The following is a 26,666-nucleotide window of genomic DNA, read 5'->3' as shown; positions in this document are numbered from 1 at the left end:
ACTGCTGGAAATTTATAGTGGTAAATGCAGATAACGGTTTCGCTTTCGTAACAAAACGTCATTTATTCCTGGCTAAGGATGGTATATGGTATACGCGTTTTTGTGCGGTCAACTTGCCGCTGTCAGTAATTTTTCTACCTTACTGACAATGTTGTTGGATATGGCTGCATGCTTTAAATAACGACAAGAAGCGTTGAACCAGTCTTTCATCTGGTCAAACCGATGTTTAGCGAACGGAGTTGATAATGGGATACCAAAAGATCAAGGTGCCTGCCAACGGTGACAAAATCACTGTCAACGAGGACCTCTCCCTGAATGTTCCTGATACCCCAGTTATTCCTTATATCGAGGGCGATGGTATCGGTGCTGACGTTTCACCAGCCATGCTGAAAGTTGTTGATGCTGCTGTGAAGAATGCCTACAAAGGGCAACGTAAGATTGAGTGGATGGAAGTCTACTGCGGTGAGAAAGCTACCCAGGTTTACGATGACAATACCTGGCTTCCGGAAGAAACGCTTGAGGCGCTCAAAGAGTATGTTGTCAGCATTAAAGGTCCTCTGACAACGCCCGTTGGTGGCGGTATCCGATCATTGAATGTGGCTCTGCGCCAGGAGCTGGATCTGTTTGCCTGCATTCGTCCTGTTCGCTGGTTCAAGGGCGTACCAAGCCCGGTAAAAGAACCTGAAAAAACCGACATGGTTATCTTCCGTGAAAACTCGGAAGATATCTATGCGGGTATTGAGTGGCAGGCGGGCAGTGCCGAAGCCGATAAGCTGATCAGCTTCCTGCGCGATGAAATGGGCGTTTCCAAAATCCGGTTTGAGCAAGATTGTGGTATTGGTGTCAAGCCTGTTTCAAAAGAGGGCACCGAACGCCTGGTGAAGCAGGCGATTCAGTTTGCCATCGATAACAACCGTCAATCCGTTACCCTGGTTCACAAGGGTAATATCATGAAATTTACGGAAGGCGCCTTTAAGGATTGGGGTTACCAGACAGCGGTTGACTACTTTGGCGGCCAGCCTCTTGATGGTGGTCCATGGCATACTGTCAAAAACCCGAATACCGGTGAAGATATTGTCATCAAAGATGTTATTGCTGACGCGTTCCTGCAACAGATTCTCCTGCGCCCTGCAGAGTATGATGTCATTGCCACCCTGAACCTGAATGGCGACTACATTTCTGATGCTCTTGCTGCCCAGGTTGGTGGTATCGGTATTGCCCCTGGTGCCAACATCGGCGCGCCAACGGCTGTATTTGAAGCCACTCATGGCACTGCCCCAAAGTATGCAGGCCAGGATAAGGTGAACCCGGGTTCTGTCATTCTTTCTGCTGAAATGATGCTTCGTCACATAGGCTGGAATGAAGCGGCTGATCTCATTATCAAGGGTATGGATGGTGCCATCGATGCCAAGACCGTTACTTATGATTTTGAGCGACTGATGGAGGGCGCAACGTTAGTTAAGTGCTCTGAATTTGCCGATGCAATAATTAAACATATGTAAGTTTTCAGTTAACTTTTCATCAGTTAAAGCCGGAAATTCATTTCCGGCTTTAATCTTTGTCTGCACCTTTTGATGATCCTTATCTCCGTTGATCTTCCGCTGCTGTCGGTCATCCGATTAATTTCTGACAGCCCATCATTGTGATTTGCTCAAGTATCTTTAAAATGTTTAGGGGAGTAATAGGGAATTCGTCAATTTCTTAGTATATGAGTACTAATTTATCTTATGTTATCAAATGTCTGTAAACCGTGCCGATCAGTAATTTGTGCTCGTTGTTTTTTATGATTGGCTTTTTTTCTTGCCGGTGGTAAATACTGGCGGTGCCATGATTGTGCTGTTGGTTACCAGACAGTTAAGTTGCAAATTGAAGGTTGGCAGTCATAAAACCATGAGTAATCTCGAACTGTTTCGTCTAAGCTTGGAAAAAGAGGGAGAGGAACAGGAAGGTGATCTGGGCGTTGCAGTCGTTCCGGAAAAAACCAGACTGGCACCCCCTCCCATGTATCAGGTCTTGCTCCTGAATGATGATTTTACACCAATGGATTTTGTTGTTGAGGTACTGGAGAAGTTTTTCAGTATGCCGGAAGGGAAGGCGACTCAAATTATGCTGATGGTACATACCCAGGGAAAAGCCGTTTGTGGTGTATACAGCAAGGATGTCGCGGAAACCAAGGCTCAGCAGGTTAATGAATATTCCAGAGAAAACGACCATCCCCTGCTGTGCAAGACAGAAAAGGCCGATTAGCGTTTTCAAGGTTACACCATATGCTTAACAAAGACCTCGAAGCTACACTGAATAATGCATTTAAGGATGCCCGTGATAATCGTCATGAATTCATGACGGTTGAGCATCTTTTACTCGCTTTGCTTGACAATGAGTCCGCAGCAAGAGTGCTTGTTTCCTGCGGAATTGATCTTAATAAACTCCGCCAGGATCTCATTGAGTTTGTCAGCTCAACGACACCATTAATACCTGATGATGACAATGAGCGTGAAACTCAGCCAACCCTTGGCTTTCAGCGAGTGCTTCAGCGTGCTGTTTTTCATGTGCAAAGCTCCGGCAAAAAGGAAGTTACTGGAGCAAATGTACTTGTTGCTATTTTCAGTGAGCAGGAAAGCCAGGCTGTTTACTTCCTCAAGCAACAGGACGTGGCTCGCATAGATGTCGTAAATTTTATTGCCCACGGGATATCCAAGACCCCGGGGCAGGAGCTTGAAGAGCTCGGTCATGATCTTGCTGATGATATGGAACCCGAGAATAGCAGTGGTGGCAGCAAGAATCCCCTCAAGCTTTATGCTACGGATCTGAATGATCAGGCGCGCCTTGGTAGAATTGACCCTCTCGTTGGTCGAGCTGAAGAAGTTGAACGTGTCTGTCAGATTCTTACCCGTAGACGAAAGAACAACCCTTTACTGGTTGGCGAGGCCGGAGTTGGGAAAACGGCCATTGCGGAAGGTCTGGCTCGAAGGATTGTTGATGGTGACGTGCCTGAGGTTTTGTCCAAGGCTGTTGTTTACTCTCTTGATTTAGGGTCGCTCCTGGCTGGAACCAAGTACCGCGGTGATTTTGAGAAGAGATTCAAACAGCTTTTAGGTGAGCTCAAGAAACTGGATCATGCGATTCTCTTTATTGATGAAATTCATACCATTATTGGTGCAGGCGCTGCGTCTGGTGGAGTGATGGATGCATCAAACCTTCTTAAACCGATGCTGACTTCTGGAGATCTGCGTTGCATTGGCTCTACTACGTTTCAGGAGTTTCGCGGGATCTTTGAAAAAGATCGGGCGTTGGCAAGAAGGTTTCAGAAAGTGGATATCATCGAGCCTAATGTGGAAGACACCTTCCAGATACTTCTCGGGCTGAAAAAGAAGTTTGAAGAACATCATGTTATTGAGTATCAGGATGAAGCGCTGAAAGCAGCGGCCGAACTGGCAGATCGCTACATAAATGACCGTCATATGCCAGACAAAGCTATTGACGTTATTGATGAAGCTGGTGCGTATCAGAGGCTTCAACCTGAGTCTGAACGAAAGAAAATTATTGATGTTGATGATGTGGAAAGCATTGTCGCCAAGATGGCTAGAATTCCGCCAAAGTCTGTTTCTTCTTCTGACAAAGAACTGCTCGGTAAGCTTGAACGTAATCTGAAGATGGTAGTTTTCGGGCAGGATGATGCGATCACTTCATTATCCACAGCTATCAAGCTTTCAAGAGCAGGGCTCAAAGCACCTGAAAAGCCTGTTGGCTCCTTCCTGTTTTCAGGGCCGACGGGTGTAGGTAAGACAGAGGTTTGTCGTCAACTGGCTAAAGCCCTGGGTATTGAGCTTGTGCGCTTTGATATGTCTGAGTACATGGAAGCTCACACTGTGTCGCGTCTTATAGGCGCTCCCCCTGGTTATGTTGGGTTCGATCAGGGAGGCCTTTTAACCGAGGCAATTAATAAAACACCTCACTGCGTACTGTTACTTGATGAAATAGAGAAAGGGCACTCCGATGTCTTTAATCTGTTACTGCAGGTTATGGACCATGGCACATTAACAGACAACAATGGTCGTAAGGCTGATTTTCGTAATGTGATTTTGATCATGACCACCAATGCTGGTGCTGAAAACATGACCAGAAGCTCAATGGGCTTTCTTGAACAGGATCATACGACTGACGGCAATGAGGCCATTAAGAAAACCTTTACGCCTGAATTTAGAAATCGTCTGGATTCCATCATTCCTTTTGCCTCACTGAATGATGAAATTATTAAGCATGTGGTTGATAAATTCCTCACTGAACTTCAGGCTCAGCTTGATGAAAAGCGGGTTCAGCTGGATGTTGATGAAAAGGCTCGTAGCTGGCTGGCGGAGAAAGGATTTGATCGCCAAATGGGAGCAAGGCCTATGGGGCGTGTTATTCAGGAACATTTGAAAAAACCCATGGCTGAACAAATCTTGTTTGGAAAGCTTGCTGAACACGGCGGCAATGTGAAAGTGACTGTTCGTAAAGGGGTACTGCACCTCAAGTTTGAGGCAACCAAAAGCAGAGCTTCAGATCTTGAAGCTGTTGATGGTGGAGCAGGTTAGGAAGGACGGCAGGTAGGTGCTCAGCGTTGAGCACCGCAGTTAGCGAGAACGGTAGGTTATACGACCTTTAGTCAGGTCGTATGGAGTCAGTTCCACCTTTACCAGGTCGCCAGTTAGAATCCGGATGTAGTTTTTGCGCATTTTTCCCGAGATGTGCGCAGTAACAACATGGCCATTTTCCAGTTCTACTCGAAACATTGTATTGGGTAAGGTGTCAATAACGACACCTTCCATTTCCAGACTCTCTTCTTTTGCCATTAAATAACTACCTCAAAGGGGTTGGTACGGCTTGGTTAAATTTGTTGGGCATTCTGCCTGAAAACAGCCTGCAAAGCAAAGCACCCTTTGCTGTCGCAGGCGTATTATTTCACTTGTCTCCACTCCTGACTGATGTAAAGGTCCACAGGACGGTATTCAATTTTGTATTTCATTTTCTGGCAGTTGCGGATCCAATATCCCAAGTGGAGATAAGGTAATCTCAGCTTCTTTGCCTCAGCTATAAGCCATAAAATACAATATCGACCAAGACTTCGTTGTGAGTAATCAGGGTCATAAAAGGTATAAATCGCAGAAAGACTGGTTTGTAAATGATCCACAACCGATACCGCAAGCAACCGTTCATCCAAACGAAACTCATAAAATGATGTGAATTCGGTACTTTCAACCAAAAAAGAAGTGTATTGCTCAATCGTTGCAGGATGCATATCACCATCCTGATGGCATTGATTGATATACTTCTCATAGAGTAGGTAATGCTCATCCTGAAACTCTGCAGAAACTTTGGAAATCCGAAGTGCTGAGTTGCGATTCCAGGTCTTTCGTTGCGTCCGTCTCATTCGAAAGGAGTCTACAGGGATTCTTGCTGGTATGCAGGCTTGGCAGGTAATACAGTGGGGGCGGTAAATATGCTGACCACTTCGCCGAAACCCAACTTCAGCAAGCTCGCTGCACAACTGTTTAGTCAGCAGAATTTCCGGATCCATGAACAGTGTGGTTGCCTGCTCCTTTGGGAGGTAACTGCATTCATGGGGTTGCGTAACATAAAACCTGAAATTCTTATACTGGCTCATTATCAAAGGTCATTCCATTGCCATACTTGTTTCCAGTTTGCACAGGAAGGTGTCTGTGAGCAATAGCGCTCCAGATAATCCAAAAATCTGGTTCTTGAAATCAACTTGGCTCCCAGAGAGTCAAGATGATCTGAATAGACCTGACAATCAATCAGTTGAAACTGCCACACTGAAAGTTGTTCAGAAAGGGCTGCCATAGCAATTTTGGATGTATTACTCTTTTTGCTAAACATAGATTCTGCAAAAAAAATGCGCCCTAAAGCTACTCCATAAAGACCTCCAACAAGGCTATCTTCTTGCCAAACCTCGATAGAGTGTGCATGCCCTGCATCATTTAACGCAGTGTAGGCATCGATCATCGCATGGGTAATCCATGTTCCTTCCGAATCCCTGTGAGTGCTTGCGCAGGCTGCTATAACAGCAGAGAAATCGTAGTCAAATGTAACCTGGTAGAAATTCTTTCGGAGTAGTTTTCGCAATGAACGAGATAGTTTCAGCTCTCCTGGCTTCAGCACCATTCTTGGGGATGGTGACCACCATAAAATAGGGTCGCCCTCATTAAACCATGGGAAAATGCCTTTCTGGTAAGCCATTACCAAGGTATCAACCTCAAGATTGCCACCAATAGCTAACAGGCCGTCAGGCTGCTTTAGTGCATGATCGAGGGATGGGAACCCGGTAACACGATCTGGCAAAAGTATTATTGTGTCAGACATTATCTAAAGTATTGCTTTGTAAAGCTGTTTGGGTACATTAGTGCGGTGTATCATAATTTACTGCCCTATATCAGACTACCTTATAACCTAGGATTAGCCCATAAATTTACAAGTTAGCCAATAGCTGCAATTTGATGAGAAAGTCATCTGTTTTTTACAGTTCTCTGTTCATTTTTTCAGATAAACCTTTCCATATCTTTTTTTATGTATTAGACTGAATCTTCTAGTCTACTGATATTCTGCTTTTAACCAGCCGCTTAATGAAGAATAACTCATATCTTCTTAATATTTCTCTCGTTACAGTGCTAAATTTTCGCGCTGGTGGAAGCTTTTTATTATTTCCTATCTTTTAAAACTCCCCGGAGGTAATCGAATCTATGGGTACCCTGAGCATGGGCGGAAGCATTGATACAAGCAGTGAAATGGATATCATTGAACAGCAACGCCTGGCAGCTCTTATTGAAATTACAGAACAGCATAACCGGGAGGTAAGCCAGCTCAAATCGCGCCTGGAAACTGCTGAGAAGAAAGCTGAAAAAGCTGCTGCCCAGCTGAAGAACATGGAAAATGAACTGAAAGATCTGAGAGCCAGCAATCCTGATCGAATGAAGAAGCAGATCAAGCGTCTTCAAGAACAGAACCGCACGCTTACTGGTGAAAATAGTGGCCTGAAAACCAAGCAAAAGCAGCTTACCCAGCAGCTGAATACTGCAAATCAGGAGCTTGAGCAACTGAAGTCTGAAGAAACTGAAGCAGAAACTGATAAGGTGTAATTCCTTAAACTTGATTACTAACCTCAAGTAGTAACTCTCAGCAGGTACAGTAGGCATCCGGCGACTCCTCACCCCATATTTGGGTTGTTGCCGGCAAGTGCATTGCGAGTATTTGTTGTTGTCGGACCGCCTTGTAAGCCTTAAGTAATCTCTTCATAGCATGAGCAGGCTCTATACAGACACCAGCATTTCTGATGCCATCCCAGCACATTTTAATTAGACTGACTTTTGGCTTTACTCAACAGCAGGAGTGCATGTATGGATGATTGGTTTTCCTGTCAGTATGACAGCATTGATCATATTGAAAAATCCTTTGCCTTTAAAAAATACTCTCGAGCTATAGCATTCTGCAACACCATAGCCTGCTTGGCAGAGGCTCATGCCCACCACCCACGAATTGTAATTGAGTGGGGCAAAGTGACTGTTGCCTGGGGAACTCATCATTCAGATGAGGGTAGCGGCGTGCTTGCTATTGATCGAGCACTGGCACAACGCTGTGATGTTTTATATGAACAGATCAATACCCCCATTTCTTGATTTCCTGAAACCAGACCCTTGGGTATTCAGCCGGGGGTTATCTTGATTTCAGAGTGAGTAAATGTAAGCGGTTGGAGAATCGCATCTACCCCTAATTCCACCAATCCACTATTTTCAAATCATCGGCTTCGAGGTTCATGAGCAAAAGGCGTTCAACGCTGGCACCTTTGGCCTGTTGTGGAAGTTTGGCAAGCACATACCGGGACCAGTCGTAAGGCTCCAGACCATTGGCTTTAGCCGTTTCCACCAGGCTATAAAGTACGGTGCTAACCGGTGACGCACAGCCAATTCGCCAGTGCGCCATTAACCACAGGGCTTATTTTGCGGCTTTCCCAAACAATGGAATGCCCGCTTCTTTCGCCCATTCAATTATGCGTAATTCCTATAAATCATGACTTCTTTGAATTTTTTTTAATATTATAAAAAGATCTTAAGCTTTAATGGATGTTTTCTGATTCTGAATCATACTTACTGTGCTGGTTGGATCAGTTCCCCCCCATGATCACACCAGCTCAGGTTTATAATAACCTTGATATTCGGATTGTGCACCCATGTTTCACTCCTAATGGTCTTAGCCCGTGTATTCTTCCCCCAGAATCACGGGTTTCTTTTTGCCTGATATTCCTGATCTGTAGCTTAGAATCAATAACTTACAGCATTATCCTTACTTCAGTATCATTTTTGCTTTTCCGCATGTACCGCTAAAAAACGCTAAAAAAACTTGGCGAAAACTTGGCAGAGGTACACAAAGCCAAGTTTTGAGAATATAAAAAAGCCGGTCTATGATTTGACCGGCTGCATAATTGCGGCAATACTTGCCCTGTCGCGTCTGACGGTGTTGGTAGCACTTTGAGGCGGGGCAAGTTCCCGATCAGAAATGCGCGGCTTTAGAGCCGGGTGTCCTGATCTATAAAAGACCGCTTGCGGGAAAAATCAGGAGAGTGCCTTAAGCTCTTACCAGCCCCCGGCACCACTCTCATAATAATAAGTTTCAGTCAGTTAATTTTTCCTCTAACTGGCTGATGACCTGATTAATCATTCCAAGAGCAAAATCCAGCTTTGTTAAGGCTGCAAGATCGTCTGTACTTTCAAAACAATCATAACGTGCTGAATGGTCTTTTTTTGCAGAACAAGCCAAGGCTTGCAGTTTTTTCAGTATGCTGAGTGGATGGTTCATTTTGCGCCTCAATAACATCTCGTAAAAAGTGGCGCGATAGTGAACCTTGGGGCAATAACAAGAGTTGATCTAAATCAATTTTGGCTCTTTTCGAATTCCGAACTGCTGAACTATCCTTGGTGGATATAATTAGCCATCGCCAGCATTGACCATGAATATAGGCCGAATCTCAGATCTCATCAGTAATGACACCTGCTTTGAGATGATCCGTGAGAACCGCTGGCCAGATGGCACTGTTCTCTGTCCGCACTGTGATTCTGAGAATGTCAAAAAGAATGGACACGACAATGTGCAGGTAGAGTGCCAGCACTATTACTGTAGGCTAAGTTACCGTTAATGGTTGAATCAGCTAAACTCCCATAAAATCTACGTTGTAGGGGAGTGATATGCAATCTGAACTCTTCCAGAATTTTATTGATTCCATTTCAACATTAACCAGTGAACAGCGAGACATTCTTAACAACTCGCTCCTTAGTACTCAAATAGAGGTTACCGAGGTAGTAGAAACCACTGACTCTGAACCTGTTTACAGTGAATCTATACCCAATAACGATAATGCAACACCTGACGTAGAAAAGAGCATACTTGCCCAATTTGCCGAAAACCCCAGGTGCCCCAAATGCAAAAGCCATAGCGTTGGTCGCTGGGGCATACGAAATGGCCGACAGCGCTACCACTGCAAGACTTGCGACTCAACGTTTAACGCCTTTAGTGGAACGCCTTTGGCAAGGCTCAGGCACCCTGAAAAATGGAACAAGTACCTCGCAGGTATGACTCACTCTATGGTCTTGCGACCAGCTGCTGCTGAGAATGCCATTGACTTGAAAACTGCGTTCCGCTGGCGTCACCGCTTTCTTGAAGTGATTAATAATGATCAAGCAGAAGAGCTTTGTGGCATTACTGAGCTTGATGAAACATTTTTCCGTGAATCCTTCAAAGGGCAAAGAGAAGGCCTTCCACGGCCAACCCGAAAGCGGGGTAATGATCCCAACAAAGCCCGAAAAGTCCCGGTAATGGTGGCTCGGGACCGTAATCGAAATACCGTTGACGGTGTATTAGAAAACGAAAGTGCTAATGAATTGTGCAGGCATTTAAATGGCCGCATATCGATACAGGCCACGGTCTGTGCGGATGCACACCTCGCTCACGAAAAACTTGCTGACAAGCTTGGATTTGTCTTCAAGGAGCTGGTGACATCAGCAGGTCAACATGTTGTTGAAGGCATCTACCACATCCAGACTGTAAATTCTTATCACAGTCATTTAAAACGCTGGATTGGCGGCGTATTCCAAGGGGTTGCAACTCGTTACCTTCCCCATTATCTGGCCTGGAGGCGAGAACTGACGGCAGCAAAAAAATTAACTGTTGGCCGGTTGATCAGCAGAATTACTGAACATTGGTGCTTCCAACCATTAACGGTAACTTAGCCATTACTGTAAGTCCTGTAAGCGCTACTTCGATGACCTGACAAATACGGTTTTCGCAGGACACCACCGACCACTCAAAGTCTGGATTGCCTGTCTCTATTTAATGGGGCTGAACGTCTCCAACAGCCAGATAGCTCAGGAACTTGATCTGTGTGTCAGTGATGCACACCATATGACCACAGTCTTACGAAATGGTGTTGTTGACCGAAAGCCTGAAGTGATTCTTGATGGCGAAGTTGAATTCGACGAGGTCTACATTGTAGCTGGTCACAAGGGACACCCTGAAGCATTAAAAAAATCTGGATCGTCCACCGAGAAAAAGAAGGCTTAAAGGCGCTCCGGGCCGTGGGACTCTTGAAAAAGACAAACCGCCGGTATTGGGAATGATTCAAAGGGGAGGTCAGGTCATTATCAACATGCTGTCGAACGTTAAGAAGGCGACAATCGAACCATTTATCAAGAAACACGTAGCCCCACAGAGCCAGATTTATACCGATGAATACAACATCTATGATGACCTTGAAAGCTGGGGCTTCAGACATAAAACGGTCTGTCACGGCAAAGGTGAGTATGCTCGTGATGATGACAAAGACGGTATTTACGAGGTGCATGTTAATACTATGGAGGGGTTTTGGTCACTTCTACGCTCGTGGCTAAGGCCTCACAGGGGAATATCCCAAGAGGCTTTACCCCTTTACCTTGGCTTTTTTGAGTTTTTGCATAATATTGGCCGAAGAGGCAAAAGTCTTCTTCAGCCCTTAGTCAACTTGCTGGTTACATAGCAGTCTGGAATTGGAAAAGAGCCTCAATTTTTTAAAAAAGTATAACTCAGGCTCGACTTTAGAGTTTTAAGAGCACAATAGTTCCGGCGCATAATCTGCTAAAAGCAACCATCCCCAATGACGAAATTCGAGATGGTTGCCATGCTCACTTCAGATCATCAAGTAATCCTCAGGGAGCTCGCTTCATATACAACCTTTCTTGCTGGAGCGCTATCATCAACTGCAGTACCAACGTTCTGCGAACTGCTGTTCGGTTGCATGCTTTCAGCCGACGGCTTTGTTACACAGGCGTTGTTAACAATTGATTTTCATTGTGTGTGGAGCAGCTACCACCACTGGCTATCTCAGGGCAAGTGGCAATGGAAGAACTTGGCACGCCACTTGATCCGTCTGGTCTGCTCCAAAGCTCCTGAGAATCAACCTGTGGTCCTGGGGCTTGATGACTGGGTAATCGAACGGTTTTCCGACAAAGCCCCTGCTTGTCGTACACATCATCAACACAGCAAGAAACGCAATCGGCCGACGTACATCTGGGGGCAGTGTTGGGTTTCCCTGGCCATCATATTTGAGCGGGCTGCAGATGAAGTATTTACCGCCATACCGGTGATCTCATTTCCGACACCAGCTTCAGGTAACACCAGCAAACTGAAAATTGCCGTGGCCATGCTCAGGGTGGTACGCAATGAAGTGAAGGATCGAGTGCTACGCCTGCTAACCGATTGCTGGTATATGAACTGGACACTGATAAAGCCAGCTCTGGAAATGAACATAGAAGTTGTTGGTCAGATACCTTCAAATCGGGCCCTCTATGCTTTGCCGCCAGCACCCACCGTAAAGAAGCGAGGGCGCCCAAAAAAGTACGGCATCAAGATGACGACAGAACAGGTTAAGAAACTGCCGGAAGAAAAAGCAACAGTATGGATGTACGGCAAATTTCGCAAAATACGTTATCGTACCCTGATCTGTCGCGCCAGATTCCTTAAAGGTCGTGAAGTACGCGTCGTCTGGAGTCGCTTTGAAAATGACAAAGGTCTGACCGAAAGCAGAATATTCATCTCGACCAATCCGGAACTTGAGGGACTGGAGGTGCTTCGTGCCTATTCCCGGAGATGGCCGGTAGAGCCAATGTTTCACCAACTCAAACATGCTTTTGGCTGTTGCCATTTATGGCAGCAGAAATTGCGAACACTGCTTCGATGGATGCATTTGAAAATGGCAGGCTATGCATTATTGCAGTTATTAACCGTTTGTAAAAATCAGGCATGTCTGAATATTTCTCGGATACCCTGGAGAAGCCCGGATACAACCACTGCAGGCATGATGAAAATTGCTCTTTCAGGAATTATTCCGAGGTTCTCTATTCGCAAGGGCTGGAACAGATATAAGCAAAAATATGAGTTCAATTTTCGCGATCTGATCGACCAGTTAATACCGGATAATTCAGAAGCAGCATAACTAAAGGCTTTTAGGCAAAAAACGGAAGTAATAACGAACTTGGAAAAACAGTTCACTGATTTCGGCTTGCTTCACTATAAAAAGCTGACCGAATTATCGTTTTATACAGACTCTAAAGTCGAGTAACTCAGGGTTATTGAGAGAAAACCGGCATCAGTTAGGGGTTTTTCTTGCGCTATCAGTTCCCGCAACAGCTATTAAAAATAATGGCAAGGAAGCGCATCAGTGAAAGGAGGGTAGCAGCACTGGCAGGCGTGTCTCAGCCTGCCGTGTCCAAGTGGTGTAGTGGAAAGTCAGTGCCAAGGCTCGACACTTTCTATCAGCTTTGCCTCATCCTTGAGTCATCGCCTAATGAGTTGCTTGGGTGGGATACTCAGTGATAAAAATTCAATCCTTAACCTTTTTCGAGCAGGTGAAAGTGTCCAGTTATGGCTTTATGGCTCGCAGATTTAGAGATGCCCGTAAATTTGCCCGCCTCTTCAGAAGTGCGATTGCATCAACGTCATTTTCAGGTATAACCAGATACCGCTCCATTAATTTCAGTATCTGGTAGTCTGTTGCCTGCAGCTCTTCCTGTTCGCGATAGTAGCCTGTCTTAAGGTAGACATTAAGCTCCACCCACTGCACAGAAGCCTAATCTTGTACGCCCTGAACAACCATCCCGTGCAGGGTGTTCTCGTTTCGCATTATTTCCCCAGAAGTCCAGTAGCTTTTTAATGCATGAGACCAATGACTTTCCTGCATTTATCAACGATGAAATCACATTACCAAACAGGTGAGTCCCACTTTTCATCACCTTGTGCGTCGAGATTTCCTCAATGCTCCCACTTTCACAGAGGTTCGCCTGTGCAGCATGGGCAAGGTACCTTTTCAACGTCACAACCACAAAGGACATCAGAATCAGGCTAAACACCAGTGTCGCTGATTTGGTGTTAAAACGATGCCACCCTGAATAGGATTTGATCTCTTTGAAAATCAGCTCTATCTGCCACCGTAGACGATAGGCCTGGAGCACATCACTCAAGGTGAACTCCACCCGGTTCAGGTTGGTCACAACGAAAACCCACTTCTGTTTTTTGTCATTCCAGCGGACAACCAAGCGGAATGGCCAGGCTTTGAATCCCGGCCATTCTACATCCAGGTCGAGGCACTGGTCTTTGGGGAAGCCAGACAGTACATCCTTCAGTTTTTGTCCTTTGTAGCGATTGAGATTCTTGCCATCCTCCCGTACCGCGCTGAGTATCGTCGGGTTGATACTCTGAGGTGCCTTGCAGATAAAAGAACCCTCCCTGTCATCAATAGCGGCAAAGAGTTCCAGCTCAAAATAACCGGCATCCATTAGCATCAGGATATAGGCCATGGATGTTGGCAGTGGTGGCAGACAGTCTCTTTCTGAACGGGTATCTTCAGTCAGCTGCACCCGCACCAGGTTGTTGGTGAGAAGATCCATTGTCGTATGAAGCTCGACGGCAGCAGGACTGACCGTTGAGAACCTGCCGGGAAATGCTTCTTTCAGGGCATCATAGACAGCTTGTGACGAACCGTCCTGAATCAGAATGTGCTCAAACTCTGAAAATGGACTGTCTTCATCAAACGCCATGACTTTGCGGGAAAATATTTCCAGACACTGCACCCATAGCCACAGGATAAGAGTAGGCAGCGCGTCCTTTTTAGCTTGATTTGCCCAAGAACGATAAGAGACATTCAGCCCCGTCAACTCGTTAAATTTACGGTGTAGATCCGCCTGGGTATCGCAGTTTCCATCACCAGCGAGGGCATCGATCAGTGAGAGGATAAAATCCAAAGGACGGATATCTCGCTGTCGTATAGTAAAACCAAGCTGTTCCGCCATACTTAGGAGTTCTGACCGGTCGAAACAGGTCAACAGTTTTTTTCAACTAATCTACTATTTGCAGTACTCATCTTGTTCAGCCATTGATAATGGTTTCGAAGCTTTATTGTGGCTGTTCAAGGTGGGTTCTGCCGCCGGAAACGAACCTTTTTTGAGCTTAATGTCTACCCTAAGAGTAGCCTGTAGCCTCCTCATAGGTCATATAGACAAGCAGAACTTTATTATCCTTGGCCATTTGAACTTGCTGTGGATGCAAGGCAGTATCAATCAAGAATACCGTAGTTGCTGTGTGCAGCATGGGCGTTGTAGAGCTATCAAATGAGTATGTCCTTATGTCCTCATCTGGATCATTTGCAATAATTTTTATAATTTTATCCGCAAGCCTATTACATGCTGTTTCATCTCCAACGAAGTTCAGCTTCGTGCCTTTCCAGTCGTCAGGGGTGATGTTGTAATAATTAACCTCTGTCATTTACAGCCGTCCTTTAATCGTTATGGTGGGTACTGTCTGAGCGTTATTCGCAGCGCGGATACGAATGCCGGTAAGTTGCCCTGAATAATTGATGACTAAGTTCTTGGTAAAGAATTTCTCTCTTACTACAGAAGAGCTGTATGTGTGGCAAACAGGGTCTGAACCGGGATGAAACTGAGTGCAACACGTTCTCTTGGCTGTCCCCATTACATCACGGACTGAATCGTAATCAGTCCTTGGATTCCAGGCGCCCAAAGCGGTTATAGACCCATCTTTGGTAATGCCTTCTATGACAAAGGTGGATGGGTACTCGGTTCTATCTGTACAGGGAGAACCTGACCTGCAGTCGTTCAGAGACCAGCTCAATAAATATTGTAACTGTTCAGCACCCCCACATAAATCTGGAATTTTCTGATTTTTATACCATCCTCTTAAGCACCATTTTTCCACAATATTCGCCAGCATGATTCCAGAACTACCCGCAACTATGTCGGCTGAGATTCTCTTGAAAGAGAATGCAGAGCTGCGGATGAGAGTTGCCTGTCTGGAAGAGCGATGTCGAGAATTGGAAGAAAAGGTTGGCAAGAACAGTCAAAACAGCAGCAAGCCGCCATCGTCTGATGGTTATCAAAAACCTTGTAAAAACAGTAATTCTCCAGATCATTCTGACGACCTTTCCGCAGATAAAGGTACCGATCCATCGGATGAAAAACCCAATCCTAAAAGTCTGAGACAGTCTTCTGGTAATAAAGCCGGTGGAAAGAAAGGGCATCAGGGCACTTGTCTTAAACAGGTCGATATCCCTGACTATATTGAGTACCTTCCGGTTAAAGAATGCAATAAATGTCAGGCGTCTCTTCTTGATAGTGAGCCGGTCAAATATATTGAACGACAGGTGTTTGAACCAGGGAGACCGGGTGAATTTGAAGTAACGGCCCATAGAGCTGAAGTAAAAATCTGCACTTGTGGTTGTCGGAATCAGGCTGAATTCCCGGAAGGTGTTACCGCTGCCGCACAATATGGCTCAGCCACACAGGCTATGGCCGTCTATCTTAACCAATACCATTTCCTGCCTTTTAAGCGCGTGTCAGAGTATTTTAATACTCTCTATAAAATGAGTGTAAGTGCAGGCACTGTCGCCAATTTTGTGGCCAGAACCTATGAAAATCTGGCTTCTACTGAAGAGGTTATTCGTGACGCCTTGCGGGAATCGTCTGTTGCCGGAGCCGATGAAACGGGTATGCGGGCCGAGGGCTCTTTGCACTGGCTACACGTTATGCGGGATGAACAATGGACGCTCTACTACTTGTCTGAAAAGCGAGGTCGTGAGGCCATGGACACGATGGGCATACTGCTAACATTTGCAGGCGTTCTGGTTCATGATCATTGGAAATCCTATTTTGCATATGCGGCAACTCACGTACTTTGCAATGCCCATCACCTGAGGGAGCTTTTGGGTGTTGTTGATAGGGACAGCAATCAACTGGCGTTGCGATTGATGAAGCTACTGAGGCTTTCCTGGCATTACTGCAAGGGCTTTAAGACCATAGGTATGCTACAGATGCCAAGTGTTGTCTGTGAACGAATCGAGAAGATTTATGACCGGTTGCTTCAGCGGGCTCTAATGAAAGAAGTCGTCTATATGGAGAAGCAACGAGAGGAGCTTAAGCGCAAGAAAGTCAAGAATACTAAAGCTTACAATCTCTTCAAACGACTCACTGAGTTCAAGGCTGAGACACTGCGCTTCATGTCAGATTTTACCATTCCCTTCGATAACAATGGCAGTGAGCGGGATGTTCGAATGGCCAAGTTAAAGCAGAAAATCTCAGGCTGCTTCAGGAGTGCAGACGGTGGTTCTATGTTTGCACGGATTCGCAGCTATTTGTCGTCTGCCAGAAAACAGGGAATGGACATATATCAATCACTTCATAGAGCTGTTCGGAATTACTGTAATATGCCTTTGCTCAGTGCTGAATAGTTACTAAATATTGAACCACTATAGGAATAACAGCAGAGCTATCCCCAAACCGCACAAAGTTTTTGTACGCGGTCTCGCCTGCAATCTCAACCTGACCGTCTCCGGTGTAGTTGTAGGTCGCTACGGCTAGACTGGCGCTGGCATCATAAGAAATTATTTCGTATTCCTCTCCTTTGTTGTAGAAGTAGCGTATTGTGCCAACCCCCTGATCGGCAGTGGTTGGGGAAACAACCACATTGGAGCCAGATACTATAAGAGACCCTTCTATCACACCTCCCATAACTCGTGAGCCCTCAACAATGCCGCCCGATATATTTGATCCAGTTATATCTCCTGAAATGCGCGCATTGACTGCATAGAGAGACCCATCCTTGCGTACCTGGAATGGCGCTGTATCAGCTTCAAACCATTCTGCTCCCGACCAGAACCGAATCTCATTGATTGCTGGGTTTTGAGGGTCTACCGAACCATTCATACCTGCGGTATTACTCCCAGAGCCAGCAACAACCCTCATGGATGCATTAAACTCACGCCCGGTAAACGTGCCGCCCTCCACCTTTTCCGAGGTAATGCAGTTAGCCTTTAACATCGGAGTTTCGATATAGTCATCACCAATCACGGTTTCAAGAATCTGATCCGCTTTCGCTTCAAACTCCCCGGAAAAGGCAAGCCCGGTATTTCCCCAGTTATCAGCCCATGCCAGCCTGATAAACCAGTGAGAATCAGTTGGCACCGTAACACTGGTCAGCGCATTAACCGAAGTATGCAGCAGATTAGCCGCCGAAGGCTCAAAGCCTGAAGTCTGCGAGCCGTAAACTCTTAACTCCCTGATATCCGTATCAGCAGGCGTTGCGCATTCAATCATCAGGGTATTGAGCAGGCCGGTTACTTTTACACTACTCGGCACTGCTGGCACTGGGTTAGATGCTGTCAGCTCTCTCCAGGCACCAGAAACATTATTGCCATTCTCGGCACAAATCCGAAAGGTGAGCACACGTCCTGCAGTGTCCCGCTCCGCATCCTGATAGCTGTATTCGTAGCTTGTGAAGGTATGGTCAAGGTAAGCCTGCCTAACCACTCTGTCAGCGTGAATGACTTGTATCAGGTATCGAGCTGCAGCTGCCTCTCGCTCCCACTTCACTTTCAGCCCATTACCAGTGAAAGGCTCCGCCAGTAACGGCACCACTTGCCCAGGTGTATCGAACTCGCCGCCAGCGTTGACCTGAATCTCTGTCCATTCACCAAGGAGCGCACCGATACCCGCAACGCGAGCCGTGACCATGCCCGGATCGCATGAAAAACTGTGACTTGTCACATAGCTGGTTCCCGTTCCGGCAGGTTGCCATGTTTGCCGCCCGTCTTTGCTGTATTCGATCAGGTAGCGCTCAGAGTTGGGAGCCTGCCGCCAGCTGAGATTAATAACCGGCTGTGTGGTTGTGCCTCCCTGCGTTGCCCGTAAATCTTCCACCTTGCCGGGTGCAGGGTTAGGCAAGCCCAGATCGGGAGAAGGCGGTGGAGCTTCGCCAGAGTCGGCAGAATGTACCGTGTCAGATTCAATAAACCCGCTGATCTTTACGGTGTCATCATTGGCCGGTTGTACTGACGTGACTCTTACCCGCTTTGACCAGTTGGAGCCCTGGCCAATCATGTAATGGCTTGGCTCTGCGCTGTAAGTGTCAGTAACGATTGCAGGCAGGTCGCCCAATACCCGCACACGGTTAACGCCTGCCTGCTCAATCTTCTGAGGGGCTGAGGCTCTGCCGTATTTATCACGAATAGCAATGTACCAGTTTTCACCGGGCAGACTGATCTCATTGCCCAGTACCAATACATTCTCTTCAGCCGCCATCACATAGCCAGAAAACATCTGACCATTGCCCAACAGGTCGTGATTGACCAGCACAATCGAGCCGTAAGAAGGGATATAACCCTCGACGCCGGTCTTAAAGCTGACCATAACGCGCCGCTCACGATTGGAAGCAGCCAAGTACATTCCCTCGCGCCATGCCTGTTCGTGACTGGTGCAGCCAAACAGGCTGATCTCTTCGGGATTCTCGGCAGTTTCACCGGGCAGCTCGCAGAGAACGGTTTGCTCTTTGTAGCCTTTCTCTCTATCCCAATAGGTTGCCTTAACGCTGTCACTGGTGCGCTCAGAAGGCATCACGTAGTCAATGGACAGGTCAGAGTGTAGTGGTCAAGTAAAAATGGACACCTGATTAAGCCGCTTTCCTGAGTTCTTGTTGTTCAAAGTCCACAGGGCTCATGTAACCAAGATAAGAGTGAAGTCTGCGGTTGTTGTAGAACAAAATATAATCAACAACTGTCGCCTCAACATCTGCCCTTGTTTCGAAAATATAATGGTCAGTCCTTTCTCGTTTCATACTGCCAAAAAATCGCTCCGTTACTGCATTATCCCAGCAATTTCCCTTACGACTCATACTGCATATCATGCCGTATTCCCTGAGCTGAGCCTGATAGTCCAGCGAGGCGTACTGGCTTCCCTGATCTGAGTGGTGAAGCACTCCCGAACCAGGCTTACGACTCCACCACGCCATTCTCAAGGCTTCCAGCGGCAGCTCTGTGGTCATACGCTTGTCCATTGACCAGCCTACTATCTTCCGGGAATAGAGATCCATAACCACTGCCAGATACAGCCAGCCTTCGCGAGTCCATAGATAAGTGATATCAGTCGTATAGACCCTGTTTGCCTCTGTGACAGCAAACTCCCTGTTCAGAAGATTTTCTGCTACCGGAAGCTTATGCTTGCTATTCGTCGTCACCTTGAATTTTTTTGCATACTTCACAACCAGTCCCAAGCGCTTCATCAGTGTTGCTGCTTGATAGCGGCCAATATTGTAACCCTTGCCTTGCAGGGCTTTTGCCATTCTCCGGCTGCCATATGAGCGATCGGAGTCGATAAAAATTTGTTGTGCATCAGACTCCAGGCGGAACTGCTTGGCCAGAGAGTCCTTCTGATGTTCCTGTTGATTCTGCCAGCGATAAAAGCCACTGCGCCCAACCTGCATTACTTTACAGAGCACCTGCACCGGATAGGCCTCCTTCTCCTGTTGTATAAATGCAAATCTTACAACAGGTCTTTCGCGAAGAAGGCCGTCGCCTTTTTTAATATTTCCTGTTCCATTTTCAACTGGCGGTTTTCAGCTTCCAGCTCTTTTATTCGCTGCTGATCAGGCGTCAAAGCTTGCTGCCCTTTGCCTGGAAAAGACATTTCCTTTTTTTCATCCTGTTCCCGTATCCAGCGTCTCAGGTTGCCATCATTGATACCAAGACTTCTGGCAACCTCTGTTACAGCCTGCTTCTGCTCCACTACCATGGCAATGGCTTTACGCTTGAATTCCGGAGAATAATTTTTACGCTGCTTTGTCACTTTCTACCTCGTCACTAACTGCACTATTGTGCTTAACGAGGTGTCCTAAGTCATTAAACCACTTCAGTTTCTAATGGTTCCTGGATCGTAGACAGAACACTGGGATCTTTTACGCCGTAATGTCTGCGAAATTGAACGCGGCGTTCAATGAAGCATTTTTCAGTCTCAGGTCTCATGACTAAACGGCCTATTAAGATTTTCTATAGAAATATTAGCCGTTAATTGCTTTAGCCTATCTATTCAATGATGGCTTGAAGCTTTGCCAGGACTTCATTAACCAGTGCTTCGGGGGCACTCTCAACCTTCCTTGATTGCCTGGCCCTGAGGTCAATCATCCTCACGCCATTAATGAGCACTACTCCCTGAGTCTCTGTTCCCGTTCCCATCAATGGAACAGTAAAACCCTGTACACGGGCATAATTACCTCCCTGAGTAATCGGAGCAACCAGCGTAGAGCCAAGGCAGTTAAATGCTTTTACAGAAAGTACAAGGCAAGGTCGGCTCTCTCCTTGTACTTCTGATCCTGACACCGGGTTTAAATTCACTCTGACAATATCGCCACGTTCATAAACGCTCAAAGCATTTCATCCCCAGCAGGCAGGATAGAATCCCATTCGGTTAATTCTTCTGGCATTGAGGCTGACAGATCACATTGGGCCAGCAATTCATCTATTGAATAGTGTGGCCGGTTGGTAGCCTTGGTGATAACCAGGCTGTTCTTAACTTCCGCGATAACAACACTGTCACCGTCTTTAAGGTTCAGCCTTCTCAATAGCTCTGATGGTATGATGGCTCCTGATGAATTACCAATCCGCCTGATAACTGTATTCATACACAATTCCCATATTTTCACGTTATAACATATTATAACTTATTCAGGAAAAATCAAAAAAAATACTTGCAACCAATACGGTTACATTGCAACTTGTAACCAAGTTGGTTACACTTAGGGGCGAGGCAATGCAAACCGATGGGGATTAAGAAGTTCAGGCACAAAGGGCTAGAAGATTTCTTCTACGACGGAACCACCAAGGGAATTAACCCGAGGCTCTTTTCGAATTCCGAACTGCTGAACTATCCTTGGTGGATATAATTAGCCATCGCCAGCATTGACCATGAATATAGGCCGAATCTCAGATCTCATCAGTAATGACACCTGCTTTGAGATGATCCGTGAGAACCGCTGGCCAGATGGCACTGTTCTCTGTCCGCACTGTGATTCTGAGAATGTCAAAAAGAATGGACACGACAATGTGCAGGTAGAGTGCCAGCACTATTACTGTAAGTCCTGTAAGCGCTACTTCGATGACCTGACAAATACGGTTTTCGCAGGACACCACCGACCACTCAAAGTCTGGATTGCCTGTCTCTATTTAATGGGCTGAACGTCTCCAACAGCCAGATAGCTCAGGAACTTGATCTGTGTGTCAGTGATGCACACCATATGACCACAGTCTTACGAAATGGTGTTGTTGACCGAAAGCCTGAAGTGATTCTTGATGGCGAAGTTGAATTCGACGAGGTCTACATTGTAGCTGGTCACAAGGGCACCCTGAAGCATTAAAAAAATCTGGATCGTCCACCGAGAAAAAGAAGGCTTAAAGGCGCTCCGGGCCGTGGGACTCTTGAAAAAGACAAACCGCCGGTATTGGGAATGATTCAAAGGGGAGGTCAGGTCATTATCAACATGCTGTCGAACGTTAAGAAGGCGACAATCGAACCATTTATCAAGAAACACGTAGCCCCACAGAGCCAGATTTATACCGATGAATACAACATCTATGATGACCTTGAAAGCTGGGGCTTCAGACATAAAACGGTCTGTCACGGCAAAGGTGAGTATGCTCGTGATGATGACAAAGACGGTATTTACGAGGTGCATGTTAATACTATGGAGGGGTTTTGGTCACTTCTACGCTCGTGGCTAAGGCCTCACAGGGGAATATCCCAAGAGGCTTTACCCCTTTACCTTGGCTTTTTTGAGTTTTTGCATAATATTGGCCGAAGAGGCAAAAGTCTTCTTCAGCCCTTAGTCAACTTGCTGGTTACATAGCAGTCTGGAGTTGGAAAAGAGCCACCATTTTTTTAAGCCTGAAATAAGTTGCTCTGGATACTCCAGTCCTTTCCATTACGTCTCTAATGGACACTCCTTCGTTAATCATGGCCTTGGCTTGATCTCTACTCTTGTGAGGTTTCCTGCCAAATTTCACGCCTGATTTTTTGGCGGCTAAACGACCTTCGTTGGTGCGCTCAAGGATACGCTCTCGTTCGGCCTCAGCAACCGCTGCCAAAATCTGGATGATCATTGAAGTGGTTTAATGACTTAGGACACCTCGTTAAGCACAATAGTGCAGTTAGTGACGAGGTAGAAAGTGACAAAGCAGCGTAAAAATTATTCTCCGGAATTCAAGCGTAAAGCCATTGCCATGGTAGTGGAGCAGAAGCAGGCTGTAACAGAGGTTGCCAGAAGTCTTGGTATCAATGATGGCAACCTGAGACGCTGGATACGGGAACAGGATGAAAAAAAGGAAATGTCTTTTCCAGGCAAAGGGCAGCAAGCTTTGACGCCTGATCAGCAGCGAATAAAAGAGCTGGAAGCTGAAAACCGCCAGTTGAAAATGGAACAGGAAATATTAAAAAAGGCGACGGCCTTCTTCGCGAAAGACCTGTTGTAAGATTTGCATTTATACAACAGGAGAAGGAGGCCTATCCGGTTCAGGTGCTCTGTAAAGTAATGCAGGTTGGGCGCAGTGGCTTTTATCGCTGGCAGAATCAACAGGAACATCAGAAGGACTCTCTGGCCAAGCAGTTCCGCCTGGAGTCTGATGCACAACAAATTTTTATCGACTCCGATCGCTCATATGGCAGCCGGAGAATGGCAAAAGCCCTGCAAGGCAAGGGTTACAATATTGGCCGCTATCAAGCAGCAACACTGATGAAGCGCTTGGGACTGGTTTGAAGTATGCAAAAAAATTCAAGGTGACGACGAATAGCAAGCATAAGCTTCCGGTAGCAGAAAATCTTCTGAACAGGGAGTTTGCTGTCACAGAGGCAAACAGGGTCTATACGACTGATATCACTTATCTATGGACTCGCGAAGGCTGGCTGTATCTGGCAGTGGTTATGGATCTCTATTCCCGGAAGATAGTAGGCTGGTCAATGGACAAGCGTATGACCACAGAGCTGCCGCTGGAAGCCTTGAGAATGGCGTGGTGGAGTCGTAAGCCTGGTTCGGGAGTGCTTCACCACTCAGATCAGGGAAGCCAGTACGCCTCGCTGGACTATCAGGCTCAGCTCAGGGAATACGGCATGATATGCAGTATGAGTCGTAAGGGAAATTGCTGGGATAATGCGGTAACGGAGCAATTTTTTGGCAGTATGAAACGAGAAAGGACTGACCATTATATTTTCGAAACAAGGGCAGATGTTGAGGCGACAGTTGTTGATTATATTTTGTTCTACAACAACCGCAGACTTCACTCTTATCTTGGTTACATGAGCCCTGTGGACTTTGAACAACAAGAACTCAGGAAAGCGGCTTAATCAGGTGTCCATTTTTACTTGACCACTACAAGCCTGATTGGCGTGAAATGAGCGACAGGGTGGATGGTGCAAATCCAGATCAATCAGTGGACCTTTCTGGGCATTCTCCTGCCCCTGCTTCTCCCGGTGGCGACGCACCAGTTCTGCCAACGGCAGATCAGAGCGGCTGACCAGTATCACTGAGTAGCGGGGCACTGCCAGCCACTGTTTTCCGTCATGCCAGCGGCGGGTCACGACATACGTCTGCTGACGGTTCCACCCGGCAGGCTGGTGATAAGACAGGATCGCCTCTTCTGTGTTGTCACTGCGGATAGGCGTCCAGGCACTTTTGGGTAAACCCTCAATACAATCGAGTACTGGACGGCAGTAGTTGTCATTGGTGAAGCTGATAGAGAAGTCCCACGGACGGGCTTCAAACCATTCCACAACCTGTTTTCTGTAGTAGGCATTGTCCATTCTGGCCCAAACGGGGATGTCGTCACTCACCAAAGGCACGACATCATTCTCAAGCTGCTCTTGCCAGCCATAACAAACGTCAGAAGCCCCTGGGTTGAGGCTGTCTCTTGATCACAAATAGCTACCTTGTTCTATCATTTCTCACTGATAAAACAGGTCATGCTTCCACTTTCTCCTAAACCATGGTCAGAACTAACTTTTGGATGTGCTGATTTGGGCGATACTCGACGTACAAAACGACTTGTCAAAGTTGCTGCCGAGCTTTCAGCTCATACCGGTAATTCTTTGTCATCTTCATGCGAAGGTTATACCGCACTGGTAACTGGAGCTTACCGGCTGATTGAGAATGAGGCCGTAAAGCCTGAAGCAATAGCTGAGGCAGGCTTTCAGGCAACTGCCAAAATAGCGAGACAGTCTCGCCTACTTCTGGCTCTCGAAGATACAACAACCCTGGGTTATAAACCTGTCTCTTGATCACAAATAGCTACCTTGTTCTATCATTTCTCACTGATAAAACAGGTCATGCTTCCACTTTCTCCTAAACCATGGTCAGAACTAACTTTTGGATGTGCTGATTTGGGCGATACTCGACGTACAAAACGACTTGTCAAAGTTGCTGCCGAGCTTTCAGCTCATACCGGTAATTCTTTGTCATCTTCATGCGAAGGTTATACCGCACTGGTAACTGGAGCTTACCGGCTGATTGAGAATGAGGCCGTAAAGCCTGAAGCAATAGCTGAGGCAGGCTTTCAGGCAACTGCCAAAATAGCGAGACAGTCTCGCCTACTTCTGGCTCTCGAAGATACAACAACCCCCTGTGTCAGCATAGTTGTCGCCTCTCCTGAAATTAGAAATCTCAACAGGGGGCGGTCTATGAGTAATCAATGGCCCGCTATTCAGAAGAGTTCAAAGAGTCCATCATTCAGAAGATGATGCCACCCAATAATGTGCCAGTTTCGCAGTTGGTACGTGAGACTGGTATCTCTGATGTGACCCTGTACACTTGGCGAAAGAAAGCAGTATCTAAAGGAGTGCCTGTGCCGGGCGACGGAAAGAATCCAGATCAATGGACAACTGAAAACAAGTTAGCCGTAATCATTGAAACGGCTGCGTTAAATGAAGCAGAAATGGCTGAATACTGTCGTAAAAAAGGTCTGTTTGCTGAACAAATTCAGCAGTGGAAGGCTGCCTTTATTAACAGTGTTTCTGTCCAGCCTGAAAGTCAGTCAAAACAGCGTAAGGCGCTGTCTGACGAACACAAAAAAGATAAGAAAACCATCAAAAAGCTTGAGCGTGAACTCAATCGCAAGGACAAGGCGTTAGCAGAAACTGCTGCCTTGCTGGTACTCACAAAAAAGGCCCAAGAGATCTGGGGGGCGCCAGAGGACGATTAGTCTCTCTCCCGGATCGACAAAATGCTGTTAGCCTGATTAAACAGGCAGTTAAAGATGGGGCTCGTCAGTCAAAAGCCTGCAAAGCCCTTGGTCTTACAGAAAGAACTGTACAACGCTGGATGCAGGGTGATGACGTGCGCGCAGATAATCGCAAAAATGCTGACAGGCCAGAACCGGTTAACAAGTTTTCTGAAGCTGAGCGACAGGCGATTGTTGACGTCTGTAACAGCGAGCGGTTCAAAAGCCTTCCGCCCAGCCAGATTGTGCCCACATTGTTAGATGAAGGTCTCTATATGGGGTCTGAAAGGACATTTTACCGGGTGTTGGAGGAAACAGGGCAACAGCATCATCGGGGCAGTGCTGCCAAGCCAAACAGGTATAAGCCAACGTCCTGGTGTGCTACCGGACCCAACCAGGTCTGGTCCTGGGATATTACCTATCTGCGCTCTCCGATACGGGGGCAGTTTTATTACCTGTACCTGGTGATAGACATCTTTAGTCGTATGATTGTTACATGGGAAATTCATGAAACCGAATCAGCTGAGCATGCATCAGAAATGATCACTAAAGCCTGTATCAAACAGGGAATTGCAGCCTTGGAGTGGCCACTGGTTCTGCACTCAGATAATGGTAGTCCCATGAAGGGTGGCACTATGCTGTCAACACTGCAGCGTCTTGGGGTCGTGAGCTCATTCAGTCGTCCCCGGGTCAGTGATGATAACCCCTTTTCCGAGGCCATATTCAGAACCCTGAAATACCGCCCTGGTTATCCGCGCACGCCATTTGCTGATCTTGAAGCAGCACGTAGCTGGGTGCATGGTTTTGCCCAATGGTACAACGAAGAGCACAAGCACAGTGGGCTGAAATTTCTGACACCCGGGCAAAGGCATCGTGGTGAAACCAAGGTGCTTATGGCTAACCGCAGAAAGGTTTATGAACAAGCCAAAGAACGTCACCCAGAGCGCTGGGGAAAGAGGTCAACAAGGAACTGGGATCTGGCTGATGAAGTCTGGTTGAATCCCGACAGACCTGCTGATGATCAACTAAGCAAAGCCGCTTAAGTTGAGGCGAC

32 protein-coding genes and 3 pseudogenes are annotated in these 26,666 nt (G+C 46.6%); 20 read left to right on the top strand and 15 right to left on the bottom strand.

All coding sequences use genetic code 11. From position 1 onward, the window contains the following. Positions 1-245 precede the first annotated feature (245 nt). The 3 genes from icd to clpA all read left to right on the top strand — a co-directional run bounded on the left by icd (position 246) and on the right by clpA (position 4,574). Positions 246-1,502, top strand: coding sequence for an NADP-dependent isocitrate dehydrogenase (icd, locus tag MJO57_RS16500; RefSeq protein ID WP_252017344.1), 1,257 nt, complete (start codon positions 246-248; stop codon positions 1,500-1,502). Positions 1,503-1,890: 388 nt separating this feature from the next. Then, a complete protein-coding gene (gene clpS / locus MJO57_RS16495) occupies positions 1,891-2,247 on the top strand; it encodes an ATP-dependent Clp protease adapter ClpS (protein ID WP_252027048.1) in 357 nt (118 codons plus the stop codon). A 20-nt stretch (positions 2,248-2,267) separates the two neighbouring features. After that, positions 2,268-4,574, top strand: a complete 2,307-nt coding sequence (clpA, locus tag MJO57_RS16490) for an ATP-dependent Clp protease ATP-binding subunit ClpA (protein WP_252017343.1) — start codon at positions 2,268-2,270, stop codon at positions 4,572-4,574. 39 nt (positions 4,575-4,613) lie between these two features. Here clpA and infA read toward each other — a convergent pair whose 3' ends face one another. The 3 genes from infA to aat form a co-directional block, all read right to left on the bottom strand. After that, a complete protein-coding gene (infA, locus tag MJO57_RS16485) occupies positions 4,614-4,832 on the bottom strand; it encodes a translation initiation factor IF-1 (RefSeq protein WP_252017342.1) in 219 nt (72 codons plus the stop codon). A gap of 104 nt (positions 4,833-4,936) precedes the next feature. After that, on the bottom strand, positions 4,937-5,644 hold the full coding sequence (locus MJO57_RS16480; RefSeq protein ID WP_252017341.1) for an arginyltransferase: 708 nt from the start codon (positions 5,642-5,644) through the stop codon (positions 4,937-4,939). Between the two features lie 2 nt (positions 5,645-5,646). Next, positions 5,647-6,360, bottom strand: coding sequence for a leucyl/phenylalanyl-tRNA--protein transferase (gene aat / locus MJO57_RS16475; RefSeq protein ID WP_252017340.1), 714 nt, complete (start codon positions 6,358-6,360; stop codon positions 5,647-5,649). Between the two features lie 377 nt (positions 6,361-6,737). Between aat and MJO57_RS16470 the strand changes: the two genes are divergently transcribed. Beyond that, entirely contained in the window at positions 6,738-7,133 is a 396-nt protein-coding gene (locus tag MJO57_RS16470; RefSeq protein ID WP_252017339.1) for a hypothetical protein, read from the top strand. 258 nt (positions 7,134-7,391) lie between these two features. Further along, positions 7,392-7,670, top strand: coding sequence for a 4a-hydroxytetrahydrobiopterin dehydratase (locus MJO57_RS16465; RefSeq protein ID WP_252017338.1), 279 nt, complete (start codon positions 7,392-7,394; stop codon positions 7,668-7,670). Positions 7,671-7,761: 91 nt separating this feature from the next. Here the strand turns inward: MJO57_RS16465 and MJO57_RS16460 are convergent. Further along, positions 7,762-7,938: pseudogene (locus MJO57_RS16460) on the bottom strand (transposase domain-containing protein); the annotation flags it as partial. Between the two features lie 723 nt (positions 7,939-8,661). Next, entirely contained in the window at positions 8,662-8,847 is a 186-nt protein-coding gene (locus MJO57_RS16455) for a hypothetical protein (RefSeq protein WP_252017337.1), read from the bottom strand. A gap of 151 nt (positions 8,848-8,998) precedes the next feature. Between MJO57_RS16455 and MJO57_RS16450 the strand changes: the two genes are divergently transcribed. The 6 genes from MJO57_RS16450 (at position 8,999) to MJO57_RS33300 (ending at position 12,891) form a co-directional block, all read left to right on the top strand. Next, entirely contained in the window at positions 8,999-9,184 is a 186-nt protein-coding gene (locus MJO57_RS16450) for a transposase (RefSeq protein WP_252017336.1), read from the top strand. 49 nt (positions 9,185-9,233) lie between these two features. Beyond that, positions 9,234-10,274, top strand: a complete 1,041-nt coding sequence (locus MJO57_RS16445) for an IS1595 family transposase (RefSeq protein ID WP_252017335.1) — start codon at positions 9,234-9,236, stop codon at positions 10,272-10,274. Between the two features lie 103 nt (positions 10,275-10,377). After that, positions 10,378-10,605: a hypothetical protein gene (locus MJO57_RS16440; RefSeq protein WP_252017334.1), complete on the top strand. Its 228-nt coding sequence runs from the start codon at positions 10,378-10,380 to the stop codon at positions 10,603-10,605. Then, the gene (locus tag MJO57_RS16435; RefSeq protein WP_252026893.1) at positions 10,574-11,056 is read left to right on the top strand and encodes an IS1595 family transposase; all 483 of its coding nucleotides are present in this window, start codon (positions 10,574-10,576) and stop codon (positions 11,054-11,056) included. Before MJO57_RS16440 ends, MJO57_RS16435 begins: the two co-directional genes overlap by 32 nt. A gap of 117 nt (positions 11,057-11,173) precedes the next feature. Next, positions 11,174-12,511 carry a transposase gene (locus MJO57_RS16430; RefSeq protein WP_252017304.1) on the top strand — a complete coding sequence of 446 codons (1,338 nt, stop codon included), beginning with the start codon at positions 11,174-11,176 and terminating at the stop codon, positions 12,509-12,511. 206 nt (positions 12,512-12,717) lie between these two features. After that, positions 12,718-12,891, top strand: a complete 174-nt coding sequence (locus MJO57_RS33300) for a helix-turn-helix transcriptional regulator (protein WP_371924883.1) — start codon at positions 12,718-12,720, stop codon at positions 12,889-12,891. 227 nt (positions 12,892-13,118) lie between these two features. Here MJO57_RS33300 and MJO57_RS16425 read toward each other — a convergent pair whose 3' ends face one another. The 3 genes from MJO57_RS16425 to MJO57_RS16415 all read right to left on the bottom strand — a co-directional run bounded on the left by MJO57_RS16425 (position 13,119) and on the right by MJO57_RS16415 (position 15,300). After that, complete coding sequence (locus MJO57_RS16425; RefSeq protein WP_256491593.1) at positions 13,119-14,396, bottom strand: IS4 family transposase; 1,278 nt, start codon at positions 14,394-14,396, stop codon at positions 13,119-13,121. 136 nt (positions 14,397-14,532) lie between these two features. Then, entirely contained in the window at positions 14,533-14,835 is a 303-nt protein-coding gene (locus MJO57_RS16420; RefSeq protein ID WP_252017332.1) for a hypothetical protein, read from the bottom strand. Beyond that, a complete protein-coding gene (locus MJO57_RS16415) occupies positions 14,836-15,300 on the bottom strand; it encodes a hypothetical protein (RefSeq protein ID WP_252017331.1) in 465 nt (154 codons plus the stop codon). Between MJO57_RS16415 and MJO57_RS16410 the strand changes: the two genes are divergently transcribed. Further along, on the top strand, positions 15,299-16,813 hold the full coding sequence (locus tag MJO57_RS16410) for an IS66 family transposase (protein ID WP_252017330.1): 1,515 nt from the start codon (positions 15,299-15,301) through the stop codon (positions 16,811-16,813). The genes MJO57_RS16415 and MJO57_RS16410 overlap by 2 nt on opposite strands. Here the strand turns inward: MJO57_RS16410 and MJO57_RS16405 are convergent. The 4 genes from MJO57_RS16405 to MJO57_RS16390 form a co-directional block, all read right to left on the bottom strand. Continuing rightward, positions 16,800-18,986, bottom strand: coding sequence for a host specificity factor TipJ family phage tail protein (locus MJO57_RS16405; protein WP_256493351.1), 2,187 nt, complete (start codon positions 18,984-18,986; stop codon positions 16,800-16,802). The two genes, MJO57_RS16410 and MJO57_RS16405, sit on opposite strands and share 14 nt — an antisense overlap. Before the next feature lie 43 nt (positions 18,987-19,029). After that, a protein-coding gene (locus MJO57_RS16400) for an IS3 family transposase (protein ID WP_252027047.1) occupies positions 19,030-20,147 on the bottom strand; the annotation gives its coding sequence in 2 pieces (ribosomal slippage) (positions 19,030-19,916 and positions 19,916-20,147; 1,119 coding nt in all). Positions 20,148-20,437: 290 nt separating this feature from the next. Further along, positions 20,438-20,779 carry a type II toxin-antitoxin system ChpB family toxin gene (locus MJO57_RS16395; protein ID WP_252017328.1) on the bottom strand — a complete coding sequence of 114 codons (342 nt, stop codon included), beginning with the start codon at positions 20,777-20,779 and terminating at the stop codon, positions 20,438-20,440. Continuing rightward, on the bottom strand, positions 20,776-21,033 hold the full coding sequence (locus tag MJO57_RS16390) for an AbrB/MazE/SpoVT family DNA-binding domain-containing protein (protein ID WP_252017327.1): 258 nt from the start codon (positions 21,031-21,033) through the stop codon (positions 20,776-20,778). The genes MJO57_RS16395 and MJO57_RS16390 overlap by 4 nt, the downstream gene beginning before the upstream one ends. Before the next feature lie 283 nt (positions 21,034-21,316). Here MJO57_RS16390 and MJO57_RS16385 point away from each other — a divergent pair, with 283 nt between their 5' ends. Further along, positions 21,317-21,586, top strand: coding sequence for a transposase (locus tag MJO57_RS16385; protein WP_252017326.1), 270 nt, complete (start codon positions 21,317-21,319; stop codon positions 21,584-21,586). Between the two features lie 185 nt (positions 21,587-21,771). After that, entirely contained in the window at positions 21,772-22,254 is a 483-nt protein-coding gene (locus MJO57_RS16380; RefSeq protein WP_252026893.1) for an IS1595 family transposase, read from the top strand. On the opposite strand, the pseudogene MJO57_RS33295 reads toward MJO57_RS16380, so the two are convergent. After that, a pseudogene (locus MJO57_RS33295) lies at positions 22,247-22,351 on the bottom strand (hypothetical protein); the annotation flags it as partial. The gene MJO57_RS16380 and the pseudogene MJO57_RS33295 sit on opposite strands and share 8 nt — an antisense overlap. A 41-nt stretch (positions 22,352-22,392) precedes the next feature. After that, positions 22,393-22,507 (bottom strand): annotated as a pseudogene (locus MJO57_RS16370) (recombinase family protein); the annotation flags it as partial. Between the two features lie 66 nt (positions 22,508-22,573). On the opposite strand from MJO57_RS16370, the gene MJO57_RS16365 reads away from it, so the two are divergent. Genes MJO57_RS16365 through MJO57_RS16355 form a run of 3 tightly spaced genes read left to right on the top strand, consistent with a single transcriptional unit; the run spans position 22,574 to position 23,744 of the window. Beyond that, positions 22,574-22,876 (top strand): transposase, encoded by a 303-nt coding sequence (locus MJO57_RS16365; RefSeq protein ID WP_252017325.1) that lies wholly within the window; start codon positions 22,574-22,576, stop codon positions 22,874-22,876. A gap of 59 nt (positions 22,877-22,935) precedes the next feature. Next, the gene (locus MJO57_RS16360; protein WP_252017324.1) at positions 22,936-23,160 is read left to right on the top strand and encodes an IS3 family transposase; all 225 of its coding nucleotides are present in this window, start codon (positions 22,936-22,938) and stop codon (positions 23,158-23,160) included. A gap of 20 nt (positions 23,161-23,180) precedes the next feature. Further along, positions 23,181-23,744 (top strand): IS3 family transposase, encoded by a 564-nt coding sequence (locus MJO57_RS16355; RefSeq protein ID WP_252017323.1) that lies wholly within the window; start codon positions 23,181-23,183, stop codon positions 23,742-23,744. Here the strand turns inward: MJO57_RS16355 and MJO57_RS16350 are convergent, their stop codons facing one another. After that, complete coding sequence (locus MJO57_RS16350; protein WP_252017322.1) at positions 23,745-24,239, bottom strand: hypothetical protein; 495 nt, start codon at positions 24,237-24,239, stop codon at positions 23,745-23,747. A gap of 120 nt (positions 24,240-24,359) precedes the next feature. On the opposite strand from MJO57_RS16350, the gene MJO57_RS16345 reads away from it, so the two are divergent. From MJO57_RS16345 to MJO57_RS16335, 3 genes are all read left to right on the top strand, one after another. Then, a complete protein-coding gene (locus MJO57_RS16345) occupies positions 24,360-24,674 on the top strand; it encodes a transposase DNA-binding-containing protein (protein ID WP_252017321.1) in 315 nt (104 codons plus the stop codon). Positions 24,675-24,722: 48 nt separating this feature from the next. Further along, complete coding sequence (locus MJO57_RS16340) at positions 24,723-25,133, top strand: transposase DNA-binding-containing protein (protein ID WP_252017320.1); 411 nt, start codon at positions 24,723-24,725, stop codon at positions 25,131-25,133. Beyond that, positions 25,085-26,655, top strand: a protein-coding gene (locus MJO57_RS16335) for an IS3 family transposase (RefSeq protein ID WP_252017319.1) whose coding sequence is annotated in 2 segments (ribosomal slippage) — positions 25,085-25,559 and positions 25,559-26,655 — 1,572 coding nt in all. Because the reading frame shifts where the segments join, the coding sequence is not laid out codon by codon here. Before MJO57_RS16340 ends, MJO57_RS16335 begins: the two co-directional genes overlap by 49 nt. Positions 26,656-26,666 lie beyond the last annotated feature (11 nt).

The organism is Endozoicomonas sp. SCSIO W0465 (assembly GCF_023716865.1).
In the GTDB taxonomy this organism is placed as follows: domain Bacteria; phylum Pseudomonadota; class Gammaproteobacteria; order Pseudomonadales; family Endozoicomonadaceae; genus Endozoicomonas.
This window is presented reverse-complemented; position numbering and strand designations above follow the sequence as displayed.

Bases quoted from the DNA above. Each gene is read 5' to 3' on its own strand.
- MJO57_RS33300 (WP_371924883.1), top strand. From the start codon at position 12,718: ATGGCAAGGAAGCGCATCAGTGAAAGGAGGGTAGCAGCACTGGCAGGC.
- MJO57_RS16410 (WP_252017330.1), top strand. From the start codon at position 15,299: ATGATTCCAGAACTACCCGCAACTATGTCGGCTGAGATTCTCTTGAAA.
- MJO57_RS16420 (WP_252017332.1), bottom strand. From the start codon at position 14,835: ATGACAGAGGTTAATTATTACAACATCACCCCTGACGACTGGAAAGGC.
- MJO57_RS16415 (WP_252017331.1), bottom strand. From the start codon at position 15,300: ATGCTGGCGAATATTGTGGAAAAATGGTGCTTAAGAGGATGGTATAAA.
- MJO57_RS16440 (WP_252017334.1), top strand. From the start codon at position 10,378: ATGGGGCTGAACGTCTCCAACAGCCAGATAGCTCAGGAACTTGATCTG.
- MJO57_RS16450 (WP_252017336.1), top strand. From the start codon at position 8,999: ATGAATATAGGCCGAATCTCAGATCTCATCAGTAATGACACCTGCTTT.
- aat (WP_252017340.1), bottom strand. From the start codon at position 6,360: ATGTCTGACACAATAATACTTTTGCCAGATCGTGTTACCGGGTTCCCA.
- MJO57_RS16470 (WP_252017339.1), top strand. From the start codon at position 6,738: ATGGGTACCCTGAGCATGGGCGGAAGCATTGATACAAGCAGTGAAATG.
- MJO57_RS16345 (WP_252017321.1), top strand. From the start codon at position 24,360: ATGCTTCCACTTTCTCCTAAACCATGGTCAGAACTAACTTTTGGATGT.
- clpS (WP_252027048.1), top strand. From the start codon at position 1,891: ATGAGTAATCTCGAACTGTTTCGTCTAAGCTTGGAAAAAGAGGGAGAG.
- MJO57_RS16390 (WP_252017327.1), bottom strand. From the start codon at position 21,033: ATGAATACAGTTATCAGGCGGATTGGTAATTCATCAGGAGCCATCATA.
- MJO57_RS16430 (WP_252017304.1), top strand. From the start codon at position 11,174: ATGACGAAATTCGAGATGGTTGCCATGCTCACTTCAGATCATCAAGTA.
- MJO57_RS16385 (WP_252017326.1), top strand. From the start codon at position 21,317: ATGAATATAGGCCGAATCTCAGATCTCATCAGTAATGACACCTGCTTT.
- MJO57_RS16455 (WP_252017337.1), bottom strand. From the start codon at position 8,847: ATGAACCATCCACTCAGCATACTGAAAAAACTGCAAGCCTTGGCTTGT.
- MJO57_RS16465 (WP_252017338.1), top strand. From the start codon at position 7,392: ATGGATGATTGGTTTTCCTGTCAGTATGACAGCATTGATCATATTGAA.
- MJO57_RS16360 (WP_252017324.1), top strand. From the start codon at position 22,936: ATGCAGGTTGGGCGCAGTGGCTTTTATCGCTGGCAGAATCAACAGGAA.
- icd (WP_252017344.1), top strand. From the start codon at position 246: ATGGGATACCAAAAGATCAAGGTGCCTGCCAACGGTGACAAAATCACT.
- infA (WP_252017342.1), bottom strand. From the start codon at position 4,832: ATGGCAAAAGAAGAGAGTCTGGAAATGGAAGGTGTCGTTATTGACACC.
- MJO57_RS16480 (WP_252017341.1), bottom strand. From the start codon at position 5,644: ATGAGCCAGTATAAGAATTTCAGGTTTTATGTTACGCAACCCCATGAA.
- MJO57_RS16445 (WP_252017335.1), top strand. From the start codon at position 9,234: ATGCAATCTGAACTCTTCCAGAATTTTATTGATTCCATTTCAACATTA.
- clpA (WP_252017343.1), top strand. From the start codon at position 2,268: ATGCTTAACAAAGACCTCGAAGCTACACTGAATAATGCATTTAAGGAT.
- MJO57_RS16340 (WP_252017320.1), top strand. From the start codon at position 24,723: ATGCTTCCACTTTCTCCTAAACCATGGTCAGAACTAACTTTTGGATGT.